This is a genomic window from Actinoplanes rectilineatus (genome assembly GCF_000962825.1).
In the GTDB taxonomy this organism is placed as follows: Bacteria; Actinomycetota; Actinomycetes; order Mycobacteriales; family Micromonosporaceae; genus Actinoplanes; species Actinoplanes rectilineatus.
Genome location: NZ_JZKF01000058.1, coordinates 39,968 through 58,191, shown reverse-complemented (window position 1 = coordinate 58,191; position 18,224 = coordinate 39,968). Strand labels below are relative to the sequence as shown.

Sequence of the window (18,224 nt, the reverse complement as noted above, 5' to 3'; positions counted from 1 at the left end):
AGCGCACCCGATCAAGCTTTCGGGAGCGCGGACCCACCCAAACCACACGGCAGCCGCCCCCAAACCCATAATCGGGAGCACCCACCAACCCGGCGAGCGGCAAGCGCACCCGATCGAGCTTTCGGGTGCGTTAGCCGGCCCGAGCAGGCGGCGAGCGCACCTGATCACGGTTTTGGGTGCATCGGCCCGCCCTGAATCGGTGGTGACTGCACCCGATGGCGGATCGGGTGCAGCCACCTCTGACCAGGGCCGGGTCGAGGTCCGGGAAGAGCCGGAGGCCGCGGTCAAAGGACGATGCGGCACGGACCAAGACGGGATGCGGTTAAAACGGGCAAAACGACAAGACCCGCTCCGCGACCAAACGAAAAGCGGTGCCGGGCGACGCCGGTGCTGTGCGACGCGGACCGTGCTGTGCGACGCGGACCGTGCTGTGCGACGCGGACCGTGCTGTGCGACGCGGCGCGGCGCGGCGCGGCGCGGCGCGCAGCTTAAACGGGGTAGACGGGGTGGCACAGCACGAACGGCACAGCACGAACGGCACAACACGAACGGCACAACACGAACGGCACAGCACGAACGGTTAAGGGTGGCGGTTTGCCAAGGTTGTCAGGGTGGCCACGTAGGCGGACCAGTCGTAGTCGGGCATGTTCGAGCTGTCGGGGAGCATCCCGGCCGCCCCGTCGATCGACTCGCGGAGGATGTCGGCTTGGCCCGCGTGGCGGGACAGGTCGGTGATCACGTGGATGATGATCTGGTGCAGGGTCACCGGGCGGCCCGACGGCCCCCACCACGGCACCCGGCCGGGCGCGTCCAGCGGCAACTCGTCGATCGTCTGGTCGGCGAACGCGGCCACCCGACGGTACAGGTCGCGGATTCCGGGCGCGGATTCGTCGTCGCGGGCGTACCAGTCGGCTTGCGGGTCTTCCTGGTATTTCGTGAACGGGACCAGTTCTGCCGCGTCGGGGAATTCGCGTCCGAACGTCTCGCCGAAGTAACCGGCCTCCACGTTCAGGCTGTGTTTGAGCAGGCCCAGAAGGTTCGTTCCGGTCGGTGTGCGGGGCATCCGGAGGTCCCGTTCCCCCAGCCCGTCCAGTTTCCAGATCAGGGCCTCGCGCGTCTCGTGGAGGTAGGTGCGGAGCGCGGTTTTCGGATCGATCGGTTCAGCCATGGTCGACACTATGCCGGACCCGCGATCGTCGCAGGGGGCATCGTCATCGTGGGCGCTTCGGCGCGTACCCCGCAAGGAATTCCTCCGCCAGGAGGCCGAAGATCAGATCGTCGGTCCACTCGCCTTTGAGGAAGGTCTGCTGGCGCAGCAGGCCTTCCCGGCGGAAGCCGACACGCTGCAGCAACGCCGCCGACCGTTCGTTGCGGGCGTCGCATTCGCCGGTCACCTTGTGCAGGCCCTGCACGCGGAAGAGACGGCCCAGGACGGCCCGGACCGCTTCCGTCGCCAGGCCTTTCCCCTGGTACGCCGGAGCCATCGTGAACCCTATCTCGGCCTGTTTCAGGTTGTCGTGGAGGCGCACGTAGACGTCCCCGATCAGCACCTCGTCGGCGACGTGTTCGACCGCGTACTGGAAATAGCCCGCACGATCGGGTGAACTGGCCGCGAAATTGCGCACCGCGGTTTCCGCTTTCGACGGCGGGAACGGCGCTTCCCAGGTCTGATAGCGCGCCACGTCCGGGTCGGAACGGTAGGCCGCGAGGGCGGTCGCGTCGGATGCCCGGAATCGGCGCAGCACGAGTCTTTCGGTCCCCAGGAGCACCCGCCGAGGATACCGGCGCAGAATCGGCCCATGGAACCGACGATCGAGCAGCGGGTTCGCGTGATCTGCCTCGCGCTGCCGGAGGTGACCGAGCGGCCCAGTCACGATACGCCCGCGTTCTTCGTCCGGGGCCGGAAGGCGATCGCCTACCTGTGGCCGGACGGGCACCACGACGCCGCTTTCGCGCAGTTGTGGTGTGCCGCTCCGCCCGGCGCGCAGGGTGAGTTGCTGGCGGCCGATCCGGCACGGTTCTTCCGCCCGTCCTACGTCGGCCACCGCGGTTGGCTGGGTGTCCGGTTGGACCGTGATCCGGACTGGTCCGAGGTGGCCGAGTTGTGCGAGGACGCTTTCCGGACGGTCGCCTCGAAGACGCTGGTGGCCCGGCTCAGCTCTCCACGACGTCGGCCACGATGACCGTGACGTTGTCGGGGGCGCCGTTCTCCAGGGTGCGGTTGACGAGTTCGGCGGCGCAGGTCTTGCGATCGGGCACGTCCCGCAGCGTCTGGGCGATCACCGCGTCCTCGACGTAGTCGGACAGGCCGTCGCTGCAGAGCAGGTAACGGTCGCCCACCTGGGCCGGGATCATCCGTCCGGCCGGGCGGAAGGGGCCGCCCTGGACCGCCTGGGTGACCAGGGCCCGTTGCGGGTGGCGGCGGGCGTCGTCGCGGGTGAGGACCCCTTGGTCGACGAGCGCCTGCACGTAGGTGTCGTCCCGGGTGAGCTGGGAGAACTCGTCGTCGCGCAGCAGGTAGCAGCGGGAGTCGCCGACGTTGAGCGCGGCCAGCCGGTCGCCGGAGAGCATCAGCGCGGTCACCGTGGTGCCCATGCCGTCGCGGTCGGCGTCGTCGGCGACGGCGGCCTCGATGCGCTGGTTGGCGGTCTGCAGGGCCTCGATCAGGTCCTGCAGCGGCTCGCCGTTGTCGGGGGCCGTGTCGACGGAACTCAACGTCTGCACCAGTATGTCGCTCGCCAGCTCACCGGCGGGGAGACCGCCCATGCCGTCCGCCACGATGAAGAGTCTATTTCCGACGAAGACCGAGTCTTCGTTGTTGGACCGGACGAGGCCCTGATCGGTGGCGGCGACCGCCCGGACAGCAAGCGTCATGTAGCAAGAGTGCCAAAGCCCAATTCCGTTGTCTCTAGTACCTCCTACGTAGTGTGTGCTGATGATGGCGGTGCCGATGATCGGTCGCGCCCCCGCGCTGGAGGATCTGCGGCGGGCGGGTGGTCTCGTGCGCGCCGGGAAAGGCCCGGTGACCGCCCTGGTCACGGGCGAGGGCGGCACGGGCAAGAGCACGTTGGTGTCGGCTCTGTTGCACGGCGGGACGTCGATGCCGGTGCTCGCCGGGGCGGCCCGGGTGCATTCGCCGGCCCCGTACGACTGGTTGGCCGCCGTTCTCGCCGGACGTGACATTCGCGACATCGGGGTACCTTCCGACGCACTCGCCTGGTTCAAGCAGGATCCGGACGTCCCTCGCGAGCGGTACGCCCCGGACGCCCTGCTGCGTCTGGCCGTCACCACGGTCCGCCGGCTGGTCGACGGGCGGCCGACCGTGCTGGTGGTGGAGGATCTGCACGCCCTCGATCCGGCCAGCCTCAACCTGGTGGCCGAGCTGGCCTTCGCCGACCTGCCGGTGCTGCTGCTGGTGACCAGTCAGCCCGCGGAGGCCTCGGTGTCGCCGCAGATCACCGCGCGGACGCTGGCCCGGCTGGCCGGACGTCCCGGGACGGTCCGCCGGCATCTGGGCGCGCTGCGGCCGGCCGAGGTGGGCGAGGTGCTCGAGCACGTCTACGGCACCGCCCCCGACCCCGGCATGGTGGCGTCGGTGTGGGCACGCACCGAGGGCAACCCGTACCGGCTGACCGAGCTGCTCGCGGTCGACCCGCCGGTGCCCACCGACCGGCGTTGTGAGCTGACCGCCCGGGAGCGGGAGGTGCTCGGTCTGCTCGCCGAGGGCATGTCCAACAAGCAGATCGCCGGGGCGCTGGGCATCTCGGTGCGGACCGTGACGGTGCACGTCTCGAACCTGTTGCGCAAGACGGGCGCGGCGTCGCGGACCGAGGCCGCGTTGTGGGCGTTGCGCGGCGGGCTGGGGTCTACCACATCGCAGCCGGTCTGAGCAGCGGACCGGCCGCACGTCGTCCGCGCAGGTGTCGTGACGGTGAACGATCGAGCGGGGCGGCGCGACAACGTACGGCGGCCTCGGTAACAATCGTCGTCGTGACGACAGCTATCCATCAGCGCATCGCCTCAGAGCTCGGGGTACGGGAAGGGCAGGTCACCGCCGCGGTCGAGCTGCTCGACGGCGGGGCCACCGTGCCGTTCATCGCCCGCTACCGCAAGGAGGTGACCGGCACCCTCGACGACGCGCAGCTGCGCACCCTCGAGGAACGCCTGGGTTACCTGCGGGAGCTGGAGGACCGGCGGGCCGCGGTGCTGGAGTCGATCCGCTCCCAGGGCAAGCTCGACGACGCCCTGGAGCAGCAGATCCTCGAGGCCGACACGAAGGCCCGGCTGGAGGACATCTACCTGCCGTTCAAGCCGAAACGGCGTACCAAGGCGCAGATCGCCCGTGAGGCGGGCCTGGAGCCGCTGGCGGACACTCTGCTGGGTGACCCCACCGTCGACCCGCGTACGGCCGCTGACGGCTTCGTGGACGCCGAGAAGGGCGTGGCGGACGCGACGGCCGCCCTCGACGGCGCGCGGGCCATCCTGGTGGAGCGGTTCGCCGAGGACGCCGACCTGATCGGTGAACTCCGCGAGCAGATGTGGACCCGGGGCCGCCTGGTGGCCAAGGTCCGCGACGGCAAGCAGAACGACGGCGCCAAGTTCGCCGACTACTTCGACTTCGCCGAGCCGTACGCGAAGCTCCCCTCGCACCGCATCCTGGCGATGCTGCGCGGCGAGAAGGAGGACGTCCTCGAGCTCACCATGGAGCCGCACCCGGAGGAGGACGAGGGCTACTTCGAGGGCCGCATCGCCGGGCGCAACGGCATCAGCAACCAGGGCCGGGCCGGCGACAAGTGGCTCGTCGACACGGTCCGCTGGGCGTGGCGGACCCGGGTGCTCATCCACCTCGGCGCCGACCTGCGGGTCCGGCTGCGCGAGTCGGCCGAGGACGAGGCCGTCCGGGTGTTCGCCGCCAACCTGCGTGACCTGCTGCTCGCCGCCCCGGCCGGCACCCGCGCCACGATGGGTCTGGACCCGGGCTTCCGCACCGGCGTGAAGGTGGCCGTCGTCGACGCCACCGGCAAGGTCGTCGCGACCGACGTGATCTACCCGCATGTGCCGCAGAACAAGTGGGACGAGTCGATCCACCGGCTCGCGGCGCTGGCCTCCAAGCACGACGTCGAGCTGATCGCGATCGGCAACGGCACCGCGTCGCGGGAGACCGACAAGCTGGCCACCGAGCTGATCAAGCGGCACCCGCAGGCGAAACTGACCAAGGTGGTGGTCTCCGAGGCGGGCGCGTCGGTCTACTCCGCGTCCGCGTACGCCTCGCAGGAACTGCCCGGCATGGACGTCTCGCTGCGCGGCGCGGTCTCCATCGCCCGCCGCCTGCAGGACCCGCTCGCCGAACTCGTCAAGATCGACCCGAAGTCGATCGGCGTCGGGCAGTACCAGCACGACCTCTCCGAGGTGAAGCTGGCCCGTTCGCTGGACGCGGTCGTCGAGGACTGTGTGAACGGTGTCGGCGTGGACGTCAACACCGCCTCCGCGCCGCTGCTCACCCGGGTCTCCGGCATCACCGCCGGGCTGGCCGAGAACATCGTGCTGCACCGGGACCAGAACGGCCCGTTCAAGAATCGTCAGCAGATCAAGAAGGTGGCCCGGCTCGGCCCGAAGGCGTTCGAGCAGTGCGCGGGCTTCCTGCGCATCTCGGACGGCGAGGACCCGCTGGACTTCTCCAGCGTGCACCCGGAGTCGTACGCGCTGGTCCGCACGATCGCCGCGGACGCCGGATCGGACGTCAAGACGTTGATCGGCAACGGGTCGCTGCTGCGTGGCATCCGCCCGGACAAGTTCGTCACCGACACGGTCGGCCTGCCGACGATCACCGACATCCTCAAGGAGCTGGAGAAGCCCGGTCGCGACCCGCGTCCCGCCTTCACCACGGCCACCTTCGCCGAGGGCGTCGAGAAGATCGCCGACCTCAAGCCCGGCATGATCCTCGAGGGTCAGGTGACGAACGTGGCGGCCTTCGGCGCGTTCGTCGACATCGGCGTCCACCAGGACGGCCTGGTGCACGTCTCGGCGCTGTCCGAGAAGTTCGTCCAGGACCCGCGCGAGGTCGTCAAGTCCGGCGACGTGGTCAAGGTCCGCGTCCTGGAGGTCGACGAGGCCCGCAAGCGGATCTCGCTCACCATGCGCCTCTCCGACGAGCCCCAGCGCGGCCGCCGCGACGACCGGTCCGGCCAAGGCGCGGGTCAGGGCGCGGGTCAGGGCGGTCAGCGCGCCCAAGGCGGCCAGGGCGGTCAGCGGGGCCAAGGCGGTCAGGGCGGCGGTCAAGGCGGCGGGGGCCAGCGCGGCGGGGGTCAGCGCGGAGGCGGCGGCGGTCAGGGCGGCCAGCGTCAGCCCCGCCAGCAGGGCGGCCAGCGCGGCGGTGGCGGCGGCGGTCAGGGCGGTTTCGGCAACAGCGCGATGGCCGACGCTCTGCGCCGCGCGGGCCTGACCCGCGACTGACAGAACCACAGCGAAGGTCCGGGTGCGTGCATCCGGGCCTTCGTCTTTCTCGTACGCCCACACCTGCCCCCACCGCACCAAGGCCGTCCCCGGACCTACCCAGGCAGCCCGGGGCCCCGTGGAGCAACGTGCGGGTCAGGACGGCGAGACGGTCAGGACGGCGAGACGGTCAGGACGGCGAGACGGTCAGGACGGCGAGACGGTCAGATCGCTGAACACGACCTCGTAGGGCCCCTTCTTCGGCGCGTCCCGTTCGCTGACCACGCCGAGCCGCAACTGGCCGGACTGCAGACTCGGGTCGGTCAGCGTGACCGTGCCGACCTGGTCGTCGTCGCGGAACAGTTCGACCGAGTCGCCGACCACCCGGAACCCCATCCGCGTCACGGTGTCGCCCAGCCGGATCGGGTCGTCCGCGATCGGGAACGTCCGCAGGATCGGGACCGAACCCTCCGCCTCGTGGATGCCCACGTAGATGTTGCGCTGGCAGAAGCGCACCTGGTAGCCCCGCGAGTCCTGGTAGCGGAACCACATCGCCGCGCAGCTGTTCTCGGTCGTCAGCCGGATGTCCACCGCGGCGCTCAGGTCGTCCGGCATCAGGTCCAGCGGCCCCTTGCAGCGGAAGGTGCCCTCGGTCTTGCGCCGGATCACCAGCCCGTCGTCGAAGGAGCAGCTCCCGCCCTCGGTGACCGATTCGCTGGGCTGCCAGAGCAGGCGCTGGCGCAGCGGGTCGGTGAGGACCGGCCCGGTCGCGACGGCCGTCGGGGTCGTCTCGGTGGCCGGTTCCTCCTCGTCGGCGGTGGTCGAGAGGACGACCAGGAAGGCGCCGGCCACCAGGGCGAGGGCGGTGACGATCACGGCCAGGGGCAGCGCCCAGTTGCGCGGCGGCCGGGGTGGTGACGGCGGTGGGAACGTGATCGCCGGGGTCATCAGGTACGGGGCCGGCGCGTCCGAGATGGGCACGGTGACGATGGCGTTCTCGTCGTACCCGATCAGTCCGGGCGGAATGTCCAGCACCGGCGTGTCCCCGGTGCCGGCTGGCCCGGTCCGCTGCCGCGGCACGTCACCGGCGACGGCCGGACCCGCCGAACCCACCGGACCCACCGAACCCACCGGATCCGCCGGACCGGCCGGGGTGCCGGTGGTGTCCCCGGGGACCGGCACCGGTGCGTGGCCGGTGACCGCCTGCGCCTCGACCGCCGCCGCCCGCAGGTCGGGCTGGTCGGCGAAGGCCGCCGCGGTGGCCGCCGGGCGTTCCCCGGAGATCAGCAGGTCGAGCAGTTCCCGGGCGCTGGGCCGGTTGGCCGGGTCCTTCTCCAGGGCGTGGCCGACCAGTTCGCGCAGCGTGCCGCTGAGCCCGTCGAGGCGGGGTTCCTGGGTGAGGATCCGGGCGGCCAGGGCGGGCGGCGAGTCGGCGTGGAACGGTGTCGAGCCGGTGCCCGCGTACGCCACCACACTCCCCCAGGCGAACACGTCGGCGGCCGGGGTGATCGGCACGTCCTCGGCGCCGAAGCGTTCCGGCGCCATGTACGCCACCGTGCCGACCATCTGGTCGGGCCGGGTGTTGCTGCCGCTGGTCGCGTGCATGGCGCGGGCGATCCCGAAGTCGATCACCTTGGGGCTGCCCGGGGCGAGCAGCACGTTGCGCGGCTTGAGGTCGCGGTGGATCACGCCGGCGCCGTGGATGGCGGTGAGCGCGGTCGCCACGCCGATCGCCACGCCGTGCAGGTTGGCAGTGGTCAGCGGGCCGTTCTTCTCCACCACGCCGGCCAGGGTCGGCCCGTCCACGAACTCGACCACCAGGTACGGGCTCTCGTGGTCGGGGTCGGCGTCGAGCACCTCGGCGGTGCAGAACGGCGGCACCTGCCGGGCCCGGTTGACCTCGCTGCGGAAACGCCGCCGGAACTCGTCGTCGTGGGCCAGGTCGGCCCGGACCATCTTGACCGCGACGAGCACGCCGCCCGCGGTCCGGCCCAGGTAGACCGTGCCCATGCCGCCCTCGCCGAGACGGCCGATCAGTTCGTAGTCGCCGAGGGCGCGCGGGTCCCGCGTACGCAGTGGTTGCGTCCGCTGACCCGGCAACGTGCCATCGACCATGATGTTTCCCCCCGGGCCGGCGCAGCGCCCATGATCCCTCGCCGGAGGGAACCTTATCGGGCGCGGTCGTTACCCGCGCAGGCGGCGCGCTAGTGGTGATCCCCGACCCGGGATCTCGGGGTCGGATGGGGGCGCAACCCGATGGTCGCGGTGGCCCCGCCGCGTCAGGATGGAGACAACAGACAGCGTTGAAGTCGAAAGAGAGAAGCCATGAAGACCGTGCACGACAGTCTCGCCCGCCAGGGTCTGGTCCGGCCGCGGGAGGGCCGGATGCTGGGTGGTGTGTGTGCGGGCCTGGGCCGGCGGTTCGGGCTCGACCCGTGGATCGCACGGCTGCTCTTCGTGCTGATCCTGTTCGTCATCCCGGGCAGCCAGATCCTGATCTACCCGATCCTGTGGATCCTGATGCCGTCCGAGCAGCCGTACTACCCGGCGCAGAACCCGCCGGCCGGTTACTGAGCGGTCAGCTCGCGGACCTTCCCGGTCAGCTGGAGATCGTCCAGGTAACCGCGGAACACCACGGTTCCGGCCGCGTCGATCATCACGTACCAGCTCTGCTGGGCGATGCCGAACTGCTGCCAGATCACCCCGGCCGGGTCGGTGAGGTGCTGTACCGATCCGACCTGGAAGTCGTCCACGAACTCGCGCATGGCGTCGGTGGTCCCGAGACCGCCGATGCCGAGCACACCCAGCCGGTCGCCGTACTCGTCGTGAAGGTCGGTGACCGACTGGGCCTCCACGGCGCAGGTCGAGCACCAGGGCGCCCAGAACCACAGCAGGGCCGGGCGGCCCGCCAGCGCGGACGCGTCGTAGGAGCCGCCGTCGAGCGTCGAGCCGGTGAAGGCCAGCGCGAGCGGGGTGCCGGCCGAGGTCGCGCCGGTCGCCGGTTCCGGGTCGCTGGTCGCGGCCTGCGAACTCGCACAGCCTCCTGCCGCGAGCAGGGCCACGAGCAGCGCGCTCATGAGCCGGGGTACGCGTGAAGAACGTCCCGTCCGTGACCCCCGGCTCATACCCGCTCCTCACCCGTTATCGCGGCCGCTCCGTCGTTTCTCCTGAACCCGTGCCGAACGCCCGAACTCACCACACAGACCAGCCGGCGTGGTGACTTCAGGCGCCGTGGACGCCCGAACTCACCACACAAACCTGGCGGCGTGGTGATTTCCGGCGCCGTCGGCGCCGGAAATCACCACGCGAACGTCAGTGGCCGCCCTTGGTCGGCTCGGTCAGCCGCAGCGCCAGCGCCGGGCAGACGTTGACCGCCTTGCGGGCGCCCTCCTCGAGCCACGGCGGCAGCGGCGTCTGCGGGAACGCCGGGAAGCCGTTGTGGTCCAGCCGGATGATCTCCGGGGCGACCGCCGAGCAGAGGCCGTGGCCGTCGCAGCGGGACCAGTCCAGCGCCAGTTTCCGGGCGCCGGTCTCCGCCGTGTACGGCAGCGGCAGCACACCACGGACCGACTTGCCGCAGCCTTCGCCGTTGGCGTGCGCCTCGACGTCCTTCTTGAAGACCTCGAGGGCGGAGAGCGCGAACCGGCCGGTGCCGTCCGGGTGGGAGCACGCACCGCGGCCCTTGACCAGGCCGGCCGCCTGCCGGACCTCCTTGACCGCGTTGCCGCCGAGGGCCACCAGGGTCACCGCGCGGGCCAGGTCGGGCAGGCCGATGCGGCACGGGCCGCACTGACCGGCCGACTCACCGGCGAGGTACTGCACGACCTGGGCGACCTCGCCGATCGGGCACGTCTTCGAGCCGATCGGGATCAGCATGCCGGCGCCCAGGGTGCCGCCGACCTTGGCGAACCCCTTGCGCGAAATCATGATCGTCTTCGCCTGCTCGGCGGTGACCCACTTGCCGTGGTAACCCCCGACCAGCAGGCCCGGACCGATGTCCGCGCCGCACATCTCGAGGACCTCCATCAGCGACGTGCCGCTGGGGGCCTCGACCACGGCCGGCGAGCTGGAGGCGCCGCCGACGGTCAGCATGACCGTGCCGGGCTCCTCGGGGATGCCCACCGAGTTGTACTCCCACGGCCCGATCCGGGCCGCGATCGCCAGCTGCGAGTAGGTCTCCGCGTTCGACAGCAGGGTGGGCAGGCCCATCACGCCGTTGTCGCTGGACCGGACCTTACGGCCGGGCGGGATGTGCGCCTCGCCGTTGATGCCGCGGACCAGGGCGCCACCCTCACCGGAGATGAACCGGTGCGGGACCGTGACGATCCGGGTCGGGCACGGCATCTTGCGCTCGGCGAGCGCGGCGGTGAGCGAGCTCTGGCCGACACCGTCGTCGGCGATGCCGATGACGATCTCCTCGGCGTCCAGGGCGGCGGCGGCCAGGGCCGCACCGTCCAGGATCAGGTGCGGGCCGCGGGTCAGTACCGCCTTGTCCTTCCAGGACGGCGGCTCACCCTCGGTCGCGTTGACCACGATCACCGGCGGCAGTTCCTGCCGCTTGCACGAGTCGATCACCGCGCGCACCTTGCGGGCGAACGGGAAGCCCGCGCCGCCACGGCCGCGCAGTTCGATCCGGTCGGCCAGACCGACCAGCTCACCCGAGGAGAGCGCGGCGAAACCGCCGTGCACCTCCTGGTGGGCGACCAGGTCGAGACGTCCGTATTCGTCGAAGCCCGCGGTGATGCGGGGGGTACCGATCGCGGTGACCGGAGGGACCTGCTGGGTACTCACCGTTCACCACGCAACTGGGAGAAGTACGCGTCGTCGTCGTCACGGCCGCGGCGGGCACCGCGGTCGTCCGGCTCGGCGCGGCGGCCCCGGCGGGTACCGCTGTCGACCAGTGCCGCGGTGTCCTCGGTGAAGTCGACGAACTCGCTGCGGCTGGGCCGGCGCGGCGGCTCGTCGTCGTACCGGGCGGACCGGGCGGCACGGGGTTCGTCGTCCTCGTAGCGGGCGGACCGCTGGCGGGGGATCTCCTCGTACTCGTCGTCGGCGCGGCGGCGTCCGCGGGGACGCTCGTCGGGCTCGGCGGCCGCACGACGACGGTTCCAGGAACCGGTGTCCTCGTCGTCGTACCGGCGCATCCGCGTGCCGGTCTCCTCCAGATCCGAGCGGCGCATGCGGCTGCTCGTCTCCTCGGGCTCCGGGCGGCGCATCCGGGTACCGGTCTCCTCCAGGTCGGAACGGCGCATGCGGCTGCTCGTCTCCTCGAGTTCCGGGCGGCGCATCCGGCCGGTGTCCTCGACGCCACGGCGGCCGCGCGGGGCGGGCTCGTCGTCCTCGAAGCGCCGGCGGGAGCGGGGCTCGTCGTCGTAGATCTCGGCACGGCCACCGCGACCGCGCGGTTCGTCCTCGAAGCGGCGGCGCTCGTCCTCCACGTCGCGGCGCGACATCCGGGTCGAGGTCTCGTACCGGTCGTCGTCGTCACGGCGGCGCGGCGGCGCGGCCTCGAGTTCGGGCTGCTGGCGGCGAGGCGGGTAGTCCTCCTCCGCCGGGGCCGCGGCGCGGGCCGGCTCGGCGACCGGCGGGGCCGGCGGCGCGGGCGGGGCGGCAGGCGGCGCGGGCGGCGCCACCGGCGGCTGGGCCCACTGCTGGGTGACCCCGCCCAGGGCACCGCCACCCGCCGGGGCGAGCAGGTCGGTGCCGGTCTGACCGGCGCGGCCGGGGCGGCGCATGCCGGACGCGATCGGCGAGGCGGTGGGCACCAGCTTGCCGGGCTCGTTGCCGCTGCCGCCGGCGATGGAGGCGCCGGCCGGGGACGCGAAGTCCTTGCGGCGGTTGAAGCTGACCGAGAGCCGGACACCGAGACCGAGCAGAACGCCGAGCACGCAGACGATGTAGGAGACGATGACCCAGGTGGCCGCGGCACGGCCGGCCGCAAGACCGTGGAACAGGGCGGTGGGCCAGATCAGGTACGAGATCGAGTGGATTCCCCGCCACATCCACGGCTTGCCGCGGCCGATGAACCGGGATCGGGCGATACCGGTCCACATGACCAGCACCATCACCCATCCGGAGATGACGCCGAAGCCGACCGCGGAGTTCGCGTTGAGGAACGGGATGAAGATGTCGAGCACGCCGATGAGGCCCTCGGCGAACTTCGTCCAGACGTGTACGCCGAGCGCGGAGACCGCGATCAGGCCCGTGGTGCGGTGGGTGGACTGGAGCAGCACCCGCTGCCGGATGGTGAGCACCAGCCGGTCGGTGGAGACCAGGCCCACCATGATCGTGATCGACAGTCCGACAAGAGCGATGACGCCCATGTAGAAGCTCGAGTAGATGAAGAAGAAGTAGTACCCGATGCGGCCGGGCGCCGTCATCATCGAGACCGCCCACAGGGCGGCGATGACGCACAAGGCGAGTACTAACACCGCAGACTTCGACGCCGGACGCGTGCCGGTGGATCCGACATCGACCGCCGGACGGGCGACTGCTGCACGCTGGTTGTTCTTCGACCGGGCCATTGACTCCTCGTTTTCCTTGGTGCGGCCACGTCCCGTGGGCGGTGGGACGCAGGCGTTGTGGGGAACGCCCCGCGCTCAAGCTCTGCCGGACCGGTCCGAGGCGGCAATCCCCTGCGATGCCCCGGCCGTGTCCACCCCGGATTACGTGCCGGGCCTGGGTTCGGATGAACACCGTCGAAACTTTTTGCGTAACCAGGCGGCTACTTTCCGAACATAGCCACTGAGCTGCTGAAACGCCGGTTCGGTTACCGCCTTAAGGAAGAAATAAGGTCCCCGCCACAGTGACGCGGGCCACCCACTGAACCGAACGTGGCAAATGAGCGAACTAAGTAGTGCAGGCGCATCGACGGGCACGCCCGTTAGGAAAGGGGGACGCCGTGCGTCATCGGCTCACCGCTCTGGTCGGAGCCGGACTCACCGCCACCACGATCGGCACCGCATGGGCGGCACCGGCGGCGGCCGACGAGAGGGGATTCAGTGTCCGCGTGACCGCGCCGGACACGTTCGGCGCCGGAGCCTCGGCGAAGACCGTGACCGCCGTGGTCACCTCGGAGAACCGGCGCTGCCGCAAGGTCCGCTGGGTGATGGTGGTCCGCACCGAGGTGGAACCCGGCCAGATCCGGTTCGCCCGGATCGAGCAGGACCAGCAGTTCGACACGGAGACCCGGACCGACGGGGACACCACGACGATCACCGACGTGCAGGTCGACCCGGGCACCTCGTGCCGGGGCCGTACCGTGACCGGCACCTGGCAGTTCGCGTTCCGCGGCCCGGACGACGGGGACGTCCGGTTCGAGGCGCAGGCGTTCGACGAGAACGGGACTCTGCTCTCCACCTCCGGCACGAGCGCCGAGATCGAGGGCGGCGAGGAGGAGGACGAGGACGAAGACGACGAGAAGGCGTCGCCGTCGCCGTCGCCCAGCGAGTCGTCCGAGCCCACGGACTTCGAGACGGTCGACCCGGACGACACCGTCGAGGCCACCGAGCCGCCGGCCGCCGCGGCCGGGGACGACGACGCCGGCAACGCATCCCTGGTCTCCGAGGACTCGGCCCTGCTCGGGCCGGGACTGATCGTCGGCGGCGTGTTCGTCGTCCTCGGCGTGGTCCTGCTCGTCCGGTTGCGGTCCCGGGCCCAGCAGATCCGGCGCGACACCCAGGCGCTGCCGACCGGGTTCTATCCGATGCCCCCACGGCACTAGCCACGTTTCGCCGTCAGGGTGCGAAGCCCATCCGCGTGGTGACTTCGGGCGCGCTGGACGCCCCAAATCACCACACCCACAACCGGCGTGGTGACTTCGGGTGCGCAGTGCGGCTGGAGTCATCACGCGGACTGGGCTTCGCGCCCTGGCCACGAGACGTGCCCAGCACCCGATCGTCGGTGACGACTGGGTTGCGGCACGGTCCAGCCGTGGGGACGTCTTCATACGGGTGATTTGTCGGTTCGCCGACTCGGTGGCGACAGCCGGGCCATTAGCGTGATGGCCCGGCGTAGCCGTCCATCGGGGAGGACATCGTGCCCGCACGCTCCATGCACATGATCAGCGCATTCGGCGCCCTGGCCGCCCTCGCGGTGGCCGTACCGGCCGGGGTGTCGTTCGCCGGCACCCGCGGCGAGACCATCGACGCGTCCCGCCCGGCGACCACCCAGGCGGACAGCTTCCTGGGCGGCCGGCCCCGGGTGCCGGACAACCTCGTGCCACCGGCCGGCAACACACTGCACGCGGTCCTGAAGGCCCGCGGCGTCCAGGTCTACGAGTGCCGCAGCAGCGCCTGGACGCTGCTCGAACCGGCCGCGTCGCTCACCGGCGTCACGCTGCACCCGGTCAAGAAGGTGACGGCCCTGCACTTCCGCGGGCCGAGCTGGCAGTCGGACCAGGACGGCTCGCTCGTCGAGGGCGATGCGGCGAAGGCAGCGAAGGCGCCGTCCGACAAACCGGACAGCATCCCGCAGTTGCTGGTTCCCGCGGCGAAGACCCGGGGTGGCGGGCTCTTCGGGCGGGTCACCTGGATCCAGCGGCTGGACACCGTCGGCGGAGTGGCGCCGGCGGGCAGCTGCCAGGGCAGCGGGACGACCGCGGTGAGTTACCGGGCGGTCTACCGCCTCTTCGTGGCGGAGAAGGTCACGGAGAACGTCGCGGAACAGGCCGCGGAGAAGGTCACGGAACAGGCCGCGGAGAACGTCACGGAACAGGCCGCGGAGCACGTCACGGAACAGGCCGCGGAGCACGTCACGGAGCAGGTCACAGAGCAGGCCGCGGAGAACGTCACGCAGAAGTGAGTCCCCCCTCCGCCGGGTCGCGAGCATGCTCAGTGCGTACCCGGCGAAGGGGTTGTTCTTGAAAGAGGAACGGACAGACCTGAACCGGCCGGCGCCTGATCGGCGCCGGCCGGCCCCTCCTGATGGTGGAAGGGATCAGGAGAGTGCCGGGTACGCGTTCGCCATCAGCTGGGCGAACTGCGCCGGGAACCAGGCTCCCGAGATCGGGGCGCCGGAGAGCGCACCGGTCAGGTTGTTGCCGTTACGGGCGTTGCCGGTGTAGGTCGGGTCGCACATCCGGTCGAAGCCCTTGCCCTCGTTGTTCGGGATCTCGGTGCTCGAGCCGTCCGACTCACCCGGCGGCTTGACCCAGACGTAGGCGTCGATGCCGGAGGCCGGAGCCGCGGTGGGACGCTCGCCGAGGCCCGCACCGGACTGGTTGCACCAGTTGCCGGCGTGGATGCGGCGGTCGACCCGGGACTCGTTGACGAAGGTGTCGACGTTCGTCGAGGTGCTCGCCGCGGTGGGCCGGGCCGATCCGCCCCAGCCGTTGCGGGACGTGTCGATCAGCATGCCGATGCTGGAGTTGAAGCCGATCGACACCAGCTTGGTGCGGAACGCCTGGGCGAACGAGAGCTCGTCGACGTACTGGTTCCAGTCGACCCACTTGGACTGGCGCACCGAGGTGCCGTTGACGTTCGTGGTCACCGTGAAGTACGGCTCCCGCAGCGCGGAGTAGTTCGCCGTGTTGGTGATGAAGCCGTGCACGTTGTTGACGCTGCCGGAGGCCTGGGCGGCCTGCAGCATGATGTCGGCGGTCGGCCCGAAGTTCGAGTCCCAGCCGATCCAGCCGTGGTGGGCGGCGTCGACGTAGTTGTAGACGTTGCCGATCGCGCCCAGCTTCTGCAGCGCGTAGCCGACGCCCTGCACGTAGCCGCCGTTGGCCTTCATGGTGTCGCACATCGCGGTGCCGCCGGCGTTCCCGGACGTGTTGGTGACCAGGTTCGGCAGCGAGTCGATCTCGACGATGTTGACGATCCGCAGGCTCGCGTACTTCGGGTCGGCCTGGATCGCGGCGATCGGGTCGATGTACTCGCTCTTGTAGCGCGGCAGTTCGGTCGGGCCCAGCTCACCGTTCGAGGCGAGGGCGGCGCAGTCCCGGCCGGGCAGGTTGTAGATGACGAACTGGATGTAACCGGCACCCTGGGCGAGGGCGGCGTCCAGGTGGTCACGGACGCCCATCGCGCCGTTCGAGGTGCTGTCCGGGGTGCCGTTGATCGCGGCGATCCGGTCGATCCACACCGCGGTCGGGTTGCTGGAGACCCGGCTGCCGCCGGAGACCGATTCGGCCTTCGCCTTCCACTCCGGGTTGTTGTAACCGCGGGCGCCGGCGTACGGGTTGTCGACCTTGGCGGTCGGGTTGGTGCTGGTGCTGGGGCTGGGGTTGGTCGACGTGCTGGGGCTGGGGTTCGTCGACGTGCTCGGGCTGGTCGACGGGCTGCCGCTCGGGACGCTTCCGGTGCAGGCCGTGCCGTTGAGCGAGAAGGTGGCCGGCGCGGTGTTCGTCCCGGAGTAGTTGGCGTTGAAGCCGAAGTTCGCCGTGCCGCTGGTCGGCAGCGAGGCGGCCCAGGACGCGTTGGTGGCGGTGACGTTCTGGCCGGACTGGGTGACAGTGGCGCTCCACGCCTGGGTGATCGACTGGTTGCCGGCCCAGGTCCAGGTCAGGTTCCAGCCGTTGGAGATCGCATCGCCGAGGTTGGTGACCGTGACGTTGCCGGTGAAGCCGCTGCTCCACTGGTTGACCGAGTAGTCGACACGGCAGCCGGCCGCGGCACTGGCGCTGGTCGCCACGGCGACGGCGCCGGAGGCGGCGACGACGCCCACGGCGACGGCGGCCGTGACGGCCCGGGCGCGGGTGGGGATGGGTCTCATCGGGGCTCCTCGAGACGGGGGTGCGGCGCGGAGGGCGCCGGGGAACGGCGGCCAACGTATTGGTGGATATCGTTGGCCGACATCGACAGCATTACATGGGAGCGCTCCCAGCGCAATGATCCCGAAACACAAGGGCAATCCCGGGTTCATGCCCCTTTCCGCAGCCCCGGGGGGCCATCGCTTCCGAGGTAGAGCCTCTCGGCGGACCGGACCTCACATGGTCGGGTACTCACGCGCGGCGAGGGCCGTCGCTTCAGAGGTAGAGCTTCTCGGTGGACCGCTGGGCGGCGCTGAAGGAGAGGTCACAGGTCGTGTCCGCACCGGGGGTGCTCAGCCAGGTCAGGCGGAACCGACCGGACGAGGCGGCCGGCGTCAGATCGAACTCGGTCGGGCCGGCGCCGTCCGGGAAGTCGCGCCAGGCCGGGTCGCCGGGGATACGCGCGGCCGCCGGGTCCACGGCGAACCCGATACTGCCGCCGGACCCGGGCTGCCGGCAGGACCGGCGGAAGACCACCTTGACCGGGCCGGGCCCGAGCGCCTGCGCCGGACCGGTGGCCGTGCAGGCGGGACGGCACTGGAGACGGGTGCCGGACCAGGTGAACAGCATCCGGGTCACCAGCCGGGTGGTGAAGACGGCCAGGTAGTCACTGGCGACGGCCGCCCCGCGGGTCTTGTTGCCCCGGTAGACGGCCTGGTAGTCGCCGGACTCGGAGGCGGTCAGCGTGGCGCTGAAGTGCCCGGCCCCGGAGGCGGTCGTGGTGCCGGCCCTGGCCCACGGCTCGGCTGCGGAGCGGCGAAAGTACAGGTCGACCAGGCCGGCGTTGCCCTCGTCGCCGTTTCCGGCCCGGCCGCGCAGGACGACGCGGGAGCCGCGCGACACCTCGCCGGGCGCCACGTCGAACATCATCGTGACCCGCGCCTCCCCGGCCGGCTCCGGCAGGACCGCCGACGGGCCGGCATCGTCCAACCGCCCGGCGCCGGCGGCGGGCCCGGGAAGCAGAGCGATCAGGGTGGTCGTGGCTGCGAGCAGGCTGATTCGGCGCACCGCGATCGTCCTTCCGGTCGCCCGACTTTCGGGC

General features: G+C 71.0%; 15 protein-coding genes. 6 read left to right on the top strand and 9 right to left on the bottom strand.

Annotated features, from left to right (window positions below; all coding sequences use genetic code 11):
* Positions 1–580: 580 nt before the first annotated feature.
* Complete coding sequence (locus WH85_RS32455; RefSeq protein WP_045745883.1) at positions 581–1,168, bottom strand: DinB family protein; 588 nt, start codon at positions 1,166–1,168, stop codon at positions 581–583.
* A gap of 43 nt (positions 1,169–1,211) precedes the next feature.
* Positions 1,212–1,769 carry a GNAT family N-acetyltransferase gene (locus WH85_RS32450; RefSeq protein ID WP_045745882.1) on the bottom strand — a complete coding sequence of 186 codons (558 nt, stop codon included), beginning with the start codon at positions 1,767–1,769 and terminating at the stop codon, positions 1,212–1,214.
* A gap of 30 nt (positions 1,770–1,799) precedes the next feature.
* On the opposite strand from WH85_RS32450, the gene WH85_RS32445 reads away from it, so the two are divergent.
* The gene (locus WH85_RS32445) at positions 1,800–2,183 is read left to right on the top strand and encodes an MmcQ/YjbR family DNA-binding protein (protein ID WP_045745881.1); all 384 of its coding nucleotides are present in this window, start codon (positions 1,800–1,802) and stop codon (positions 2,181–2,183) included.
* Here WH85_RS32445 and WH85_RS32440 read toward each other — a convergent pair.
* Positions 2,155–2,874 (bottom strand): PP2C family protein-serine/threonine phosphatase, encoded by a 720-nt coding sequence (locus tag WH85_RS32440; RefSeq protein ID WP_045745880.1) that lies wholly within the window; start codon positions 2,872–2,874, stop codon positions 2,155–2,157. The two genes, WH85_RS32445 and WH85_RS32440, sit on opposite strands and share 29 nt — an antisense overlap.
* A gap of 61 nt (positions 2,875–2,935) precedes the next feature.
* Here WH85_RS32440 and WH85_RS32435 point away from each other — a divergent pair, with 61 nt between their 5' ends.
* Both WH85_RS32435 and WH85_RS32430 read left to right on the top strand, forming a co-directional pair.
* On the top strand, positions 2,936–3,889 hold the full coding sequence (locus WH85_RS32435; protein WP_045745890.1) for a LuxR family transcriptional regulator: 954 nt from the start codon (positions 2,936–2,938) through the stop codon (positions 3,887–3,889).
* 101 nt (positions 3,890–3,990) lie between these two features.
* Positions 3,991–6,453, top strand: a complete 2,463-nt coding sequence (locus WH85_RS32430; protein ID WP_045745879.1) for a Tex family protein — start codon at positions 3,991–3,993, stop codon at positions 6,451–6,453.
* A gap of 186 nt (positions 6,454–6,639) precedes the next feature.
* Here the strand turns inward: WH85_RS32430 and WH85_RS32425 are convergent, their stop codons facing one another.
* Positions 6,640–8,547, bottom strand: coding sequence for a serine/threonine protein kinase (locus WH85_RS32425; RefSeq protein ID WP_045745878.1), 1,908 nt, complete (start codon positions 8,545–8,547; stop codon positions 6,640–6,642).
* A gap of 210 nt (positions 8,548–8,757) precedes the next feature.
* Here WH85_RS32425 and WH85_RS32420 point away from each other — a divergent pair, with 210 nt between their 5' ends.
* Entirely contained in the window at positions 8,758–9,006 is a 249-nt protein-coding gene (locus WH85_RS32420; RefSeq protein ID WP_045745877.1) for a PspC domain-containing protein, read from the top strand.
* Here WH85_RS32420 and WH85_RS32415 read toward each other — a convergent pair.
* The 3 genes from WH85_RS32415 to WH85_RS32405 form a co-directional block, all read right to left on the bottom strand.
* Complete coding sequence (locus WH85_RS32415; protein ID WP_169792512.1) at positions 9,000–9,509, bottom strand: TlpA family protein disulfide reductase; 510 nt, start codon at positions 9,507–9,509, stop codon at positions 9,000–9,002. The genes WH85_RS32420 and WH85_RS32415 overlap by 7 nt on opposite strands.
* A gap of 235 nt (positions 9,510–9,744) precedes the next feature.
* Positions 9,745–11,223, bottom strand: a complete 1,479-nt coding sequence (locus tag WH85_RS32410; protein WP_045745875.1) for an NADH-quinone oxidoreductase subunit NuoF family protein — start codon at positions 11,221–11,223, stop codon at positions 9,745–9,747.
* Complete coding sequence (locus WH85_RS32405) at positions 11,220–12,863, bottom strand: translation initiation factor III (protein WP_157411349.1); 1,644 nt, start codon at positions 12,861–12,863, stop codon at positions 11,220–11,222. The genes WH85_RS32410 and WH85_RS32405 overlap by 4 nt, the downstream gene beginning before the upstream one ends.
* 470 nt (positions 12,864–13,333) lie before the next feature.
* On the opposite strand from WH85_RS32405, the gene WH85_RS47615 reads away from it, so the two are divergent.
* A complete protein-coding gene (locus tag WH85_RS47615; protein ID WP_052720973.1) occupies positions 13,334–14,155 on the top strand; it encodes a hypothetical protein in 822 nt (273 codons plus the stop codon).
* Between the two features lie 314 nt (positions 14,156–14,469).
* The gene (locus WH85_RS47610) at positions 14,470–15,234 is read left to right on the top strand and encodes a DUF3455 domain-containing protein (RefSeq protein WP_157411348.1); all 765 of its coding nucleotides are present in this window, start codon (positions 14,470–14,472) and stop codon (positions 15,232–15,234) included.
* A gap of 135 nt (positions 15,235–15,369) precedes the next feature.
* Here WH85_RS47610 and WH85_RS32390 read toward each other — a convergent pair whose 3' ends face one another.
* Complete coding sequence (locus WH85_RS32390) at positions 15,370–17,145, bottom strand: glycoside hydrolase family 6 protein (protein ID WP_045745873.1); 1,776 nt, start codon at positions 17,143–17,145, stop codon at positions 15,370–15,372.
* 253 nt (positions 17,146–17,398) lie between these two features.
* Positions 17,399–18,190, bottom strand: coding sequence for a hypothetical protein (locus WH85_RS32385; protein WP_045745872.1), 792 nt, complete (start codon positions 18,188–18,190; stop codon positions 17,399–17,401).
* Between the last annotated feature and the right edge of the window lie 34 nt (positions 18,191–18,224).

Bases quoted from the DNA above. Each gene is read 5' to 3' on its own strand.
- WH85_RS32440 (WP_045745880.1), bottom strand. From the start codon at position 2,874: ATGACGCTTGCTGTCCGGGCGGTCGCCGCCACCGATCAGGGCCTCGTC.
- WH85_RS32445 (WP_045745881.1), top strand. From the start codon at position 1,800: ATGGAACCGACGATCGAGCAGCGGGTTCGCGTGATCTGCCTCGCGCTG.
- WH85_RS32415 (WP_169792512.1), bottom strand. From the start codon at position 9,509: ATGAGCGCGCTGCTCGTGGCCCTGCTCGCGGCAGGAGGCTGTGCGAGT.
- WH85_RS32435 (WP_045745890.1), top strand. From the start codon at position 2,936: ATGATGGCGGTGCCGATGATCGGTCGCGCCCCCGCGCTGGAGGATCTG.
- WH85_RS32420 (WP_045745877.1), top strand. From the start codon at position 8,758: ATGAAGACCGTGCACGACAGTCTCGCCCGCCAGGGTCTGGTCCGGCCG.
- WH85_RS32390 (WP_045745873.1), bottom strand. From the start codon at position 17,145: ATGAGACCCATCCCCACCCGCGCCCGGGCCGTCACGGCCGCCGTCGCC.
- WH85_RS32455 (WP_045745883.1), bottom strand. From the start codon at position 1,168: ATGGCTGAACCGATCGATCCGAAAACCGCGCTCCGCACCTACCTCCAC.
- WH85_RS32425 (WP_045745878.1), bottom strand. From the start codon at position 8,547: ATGGTCGATGGCACGTTGCCGGGTCAGCGGACGCAACCACTGCGTACG.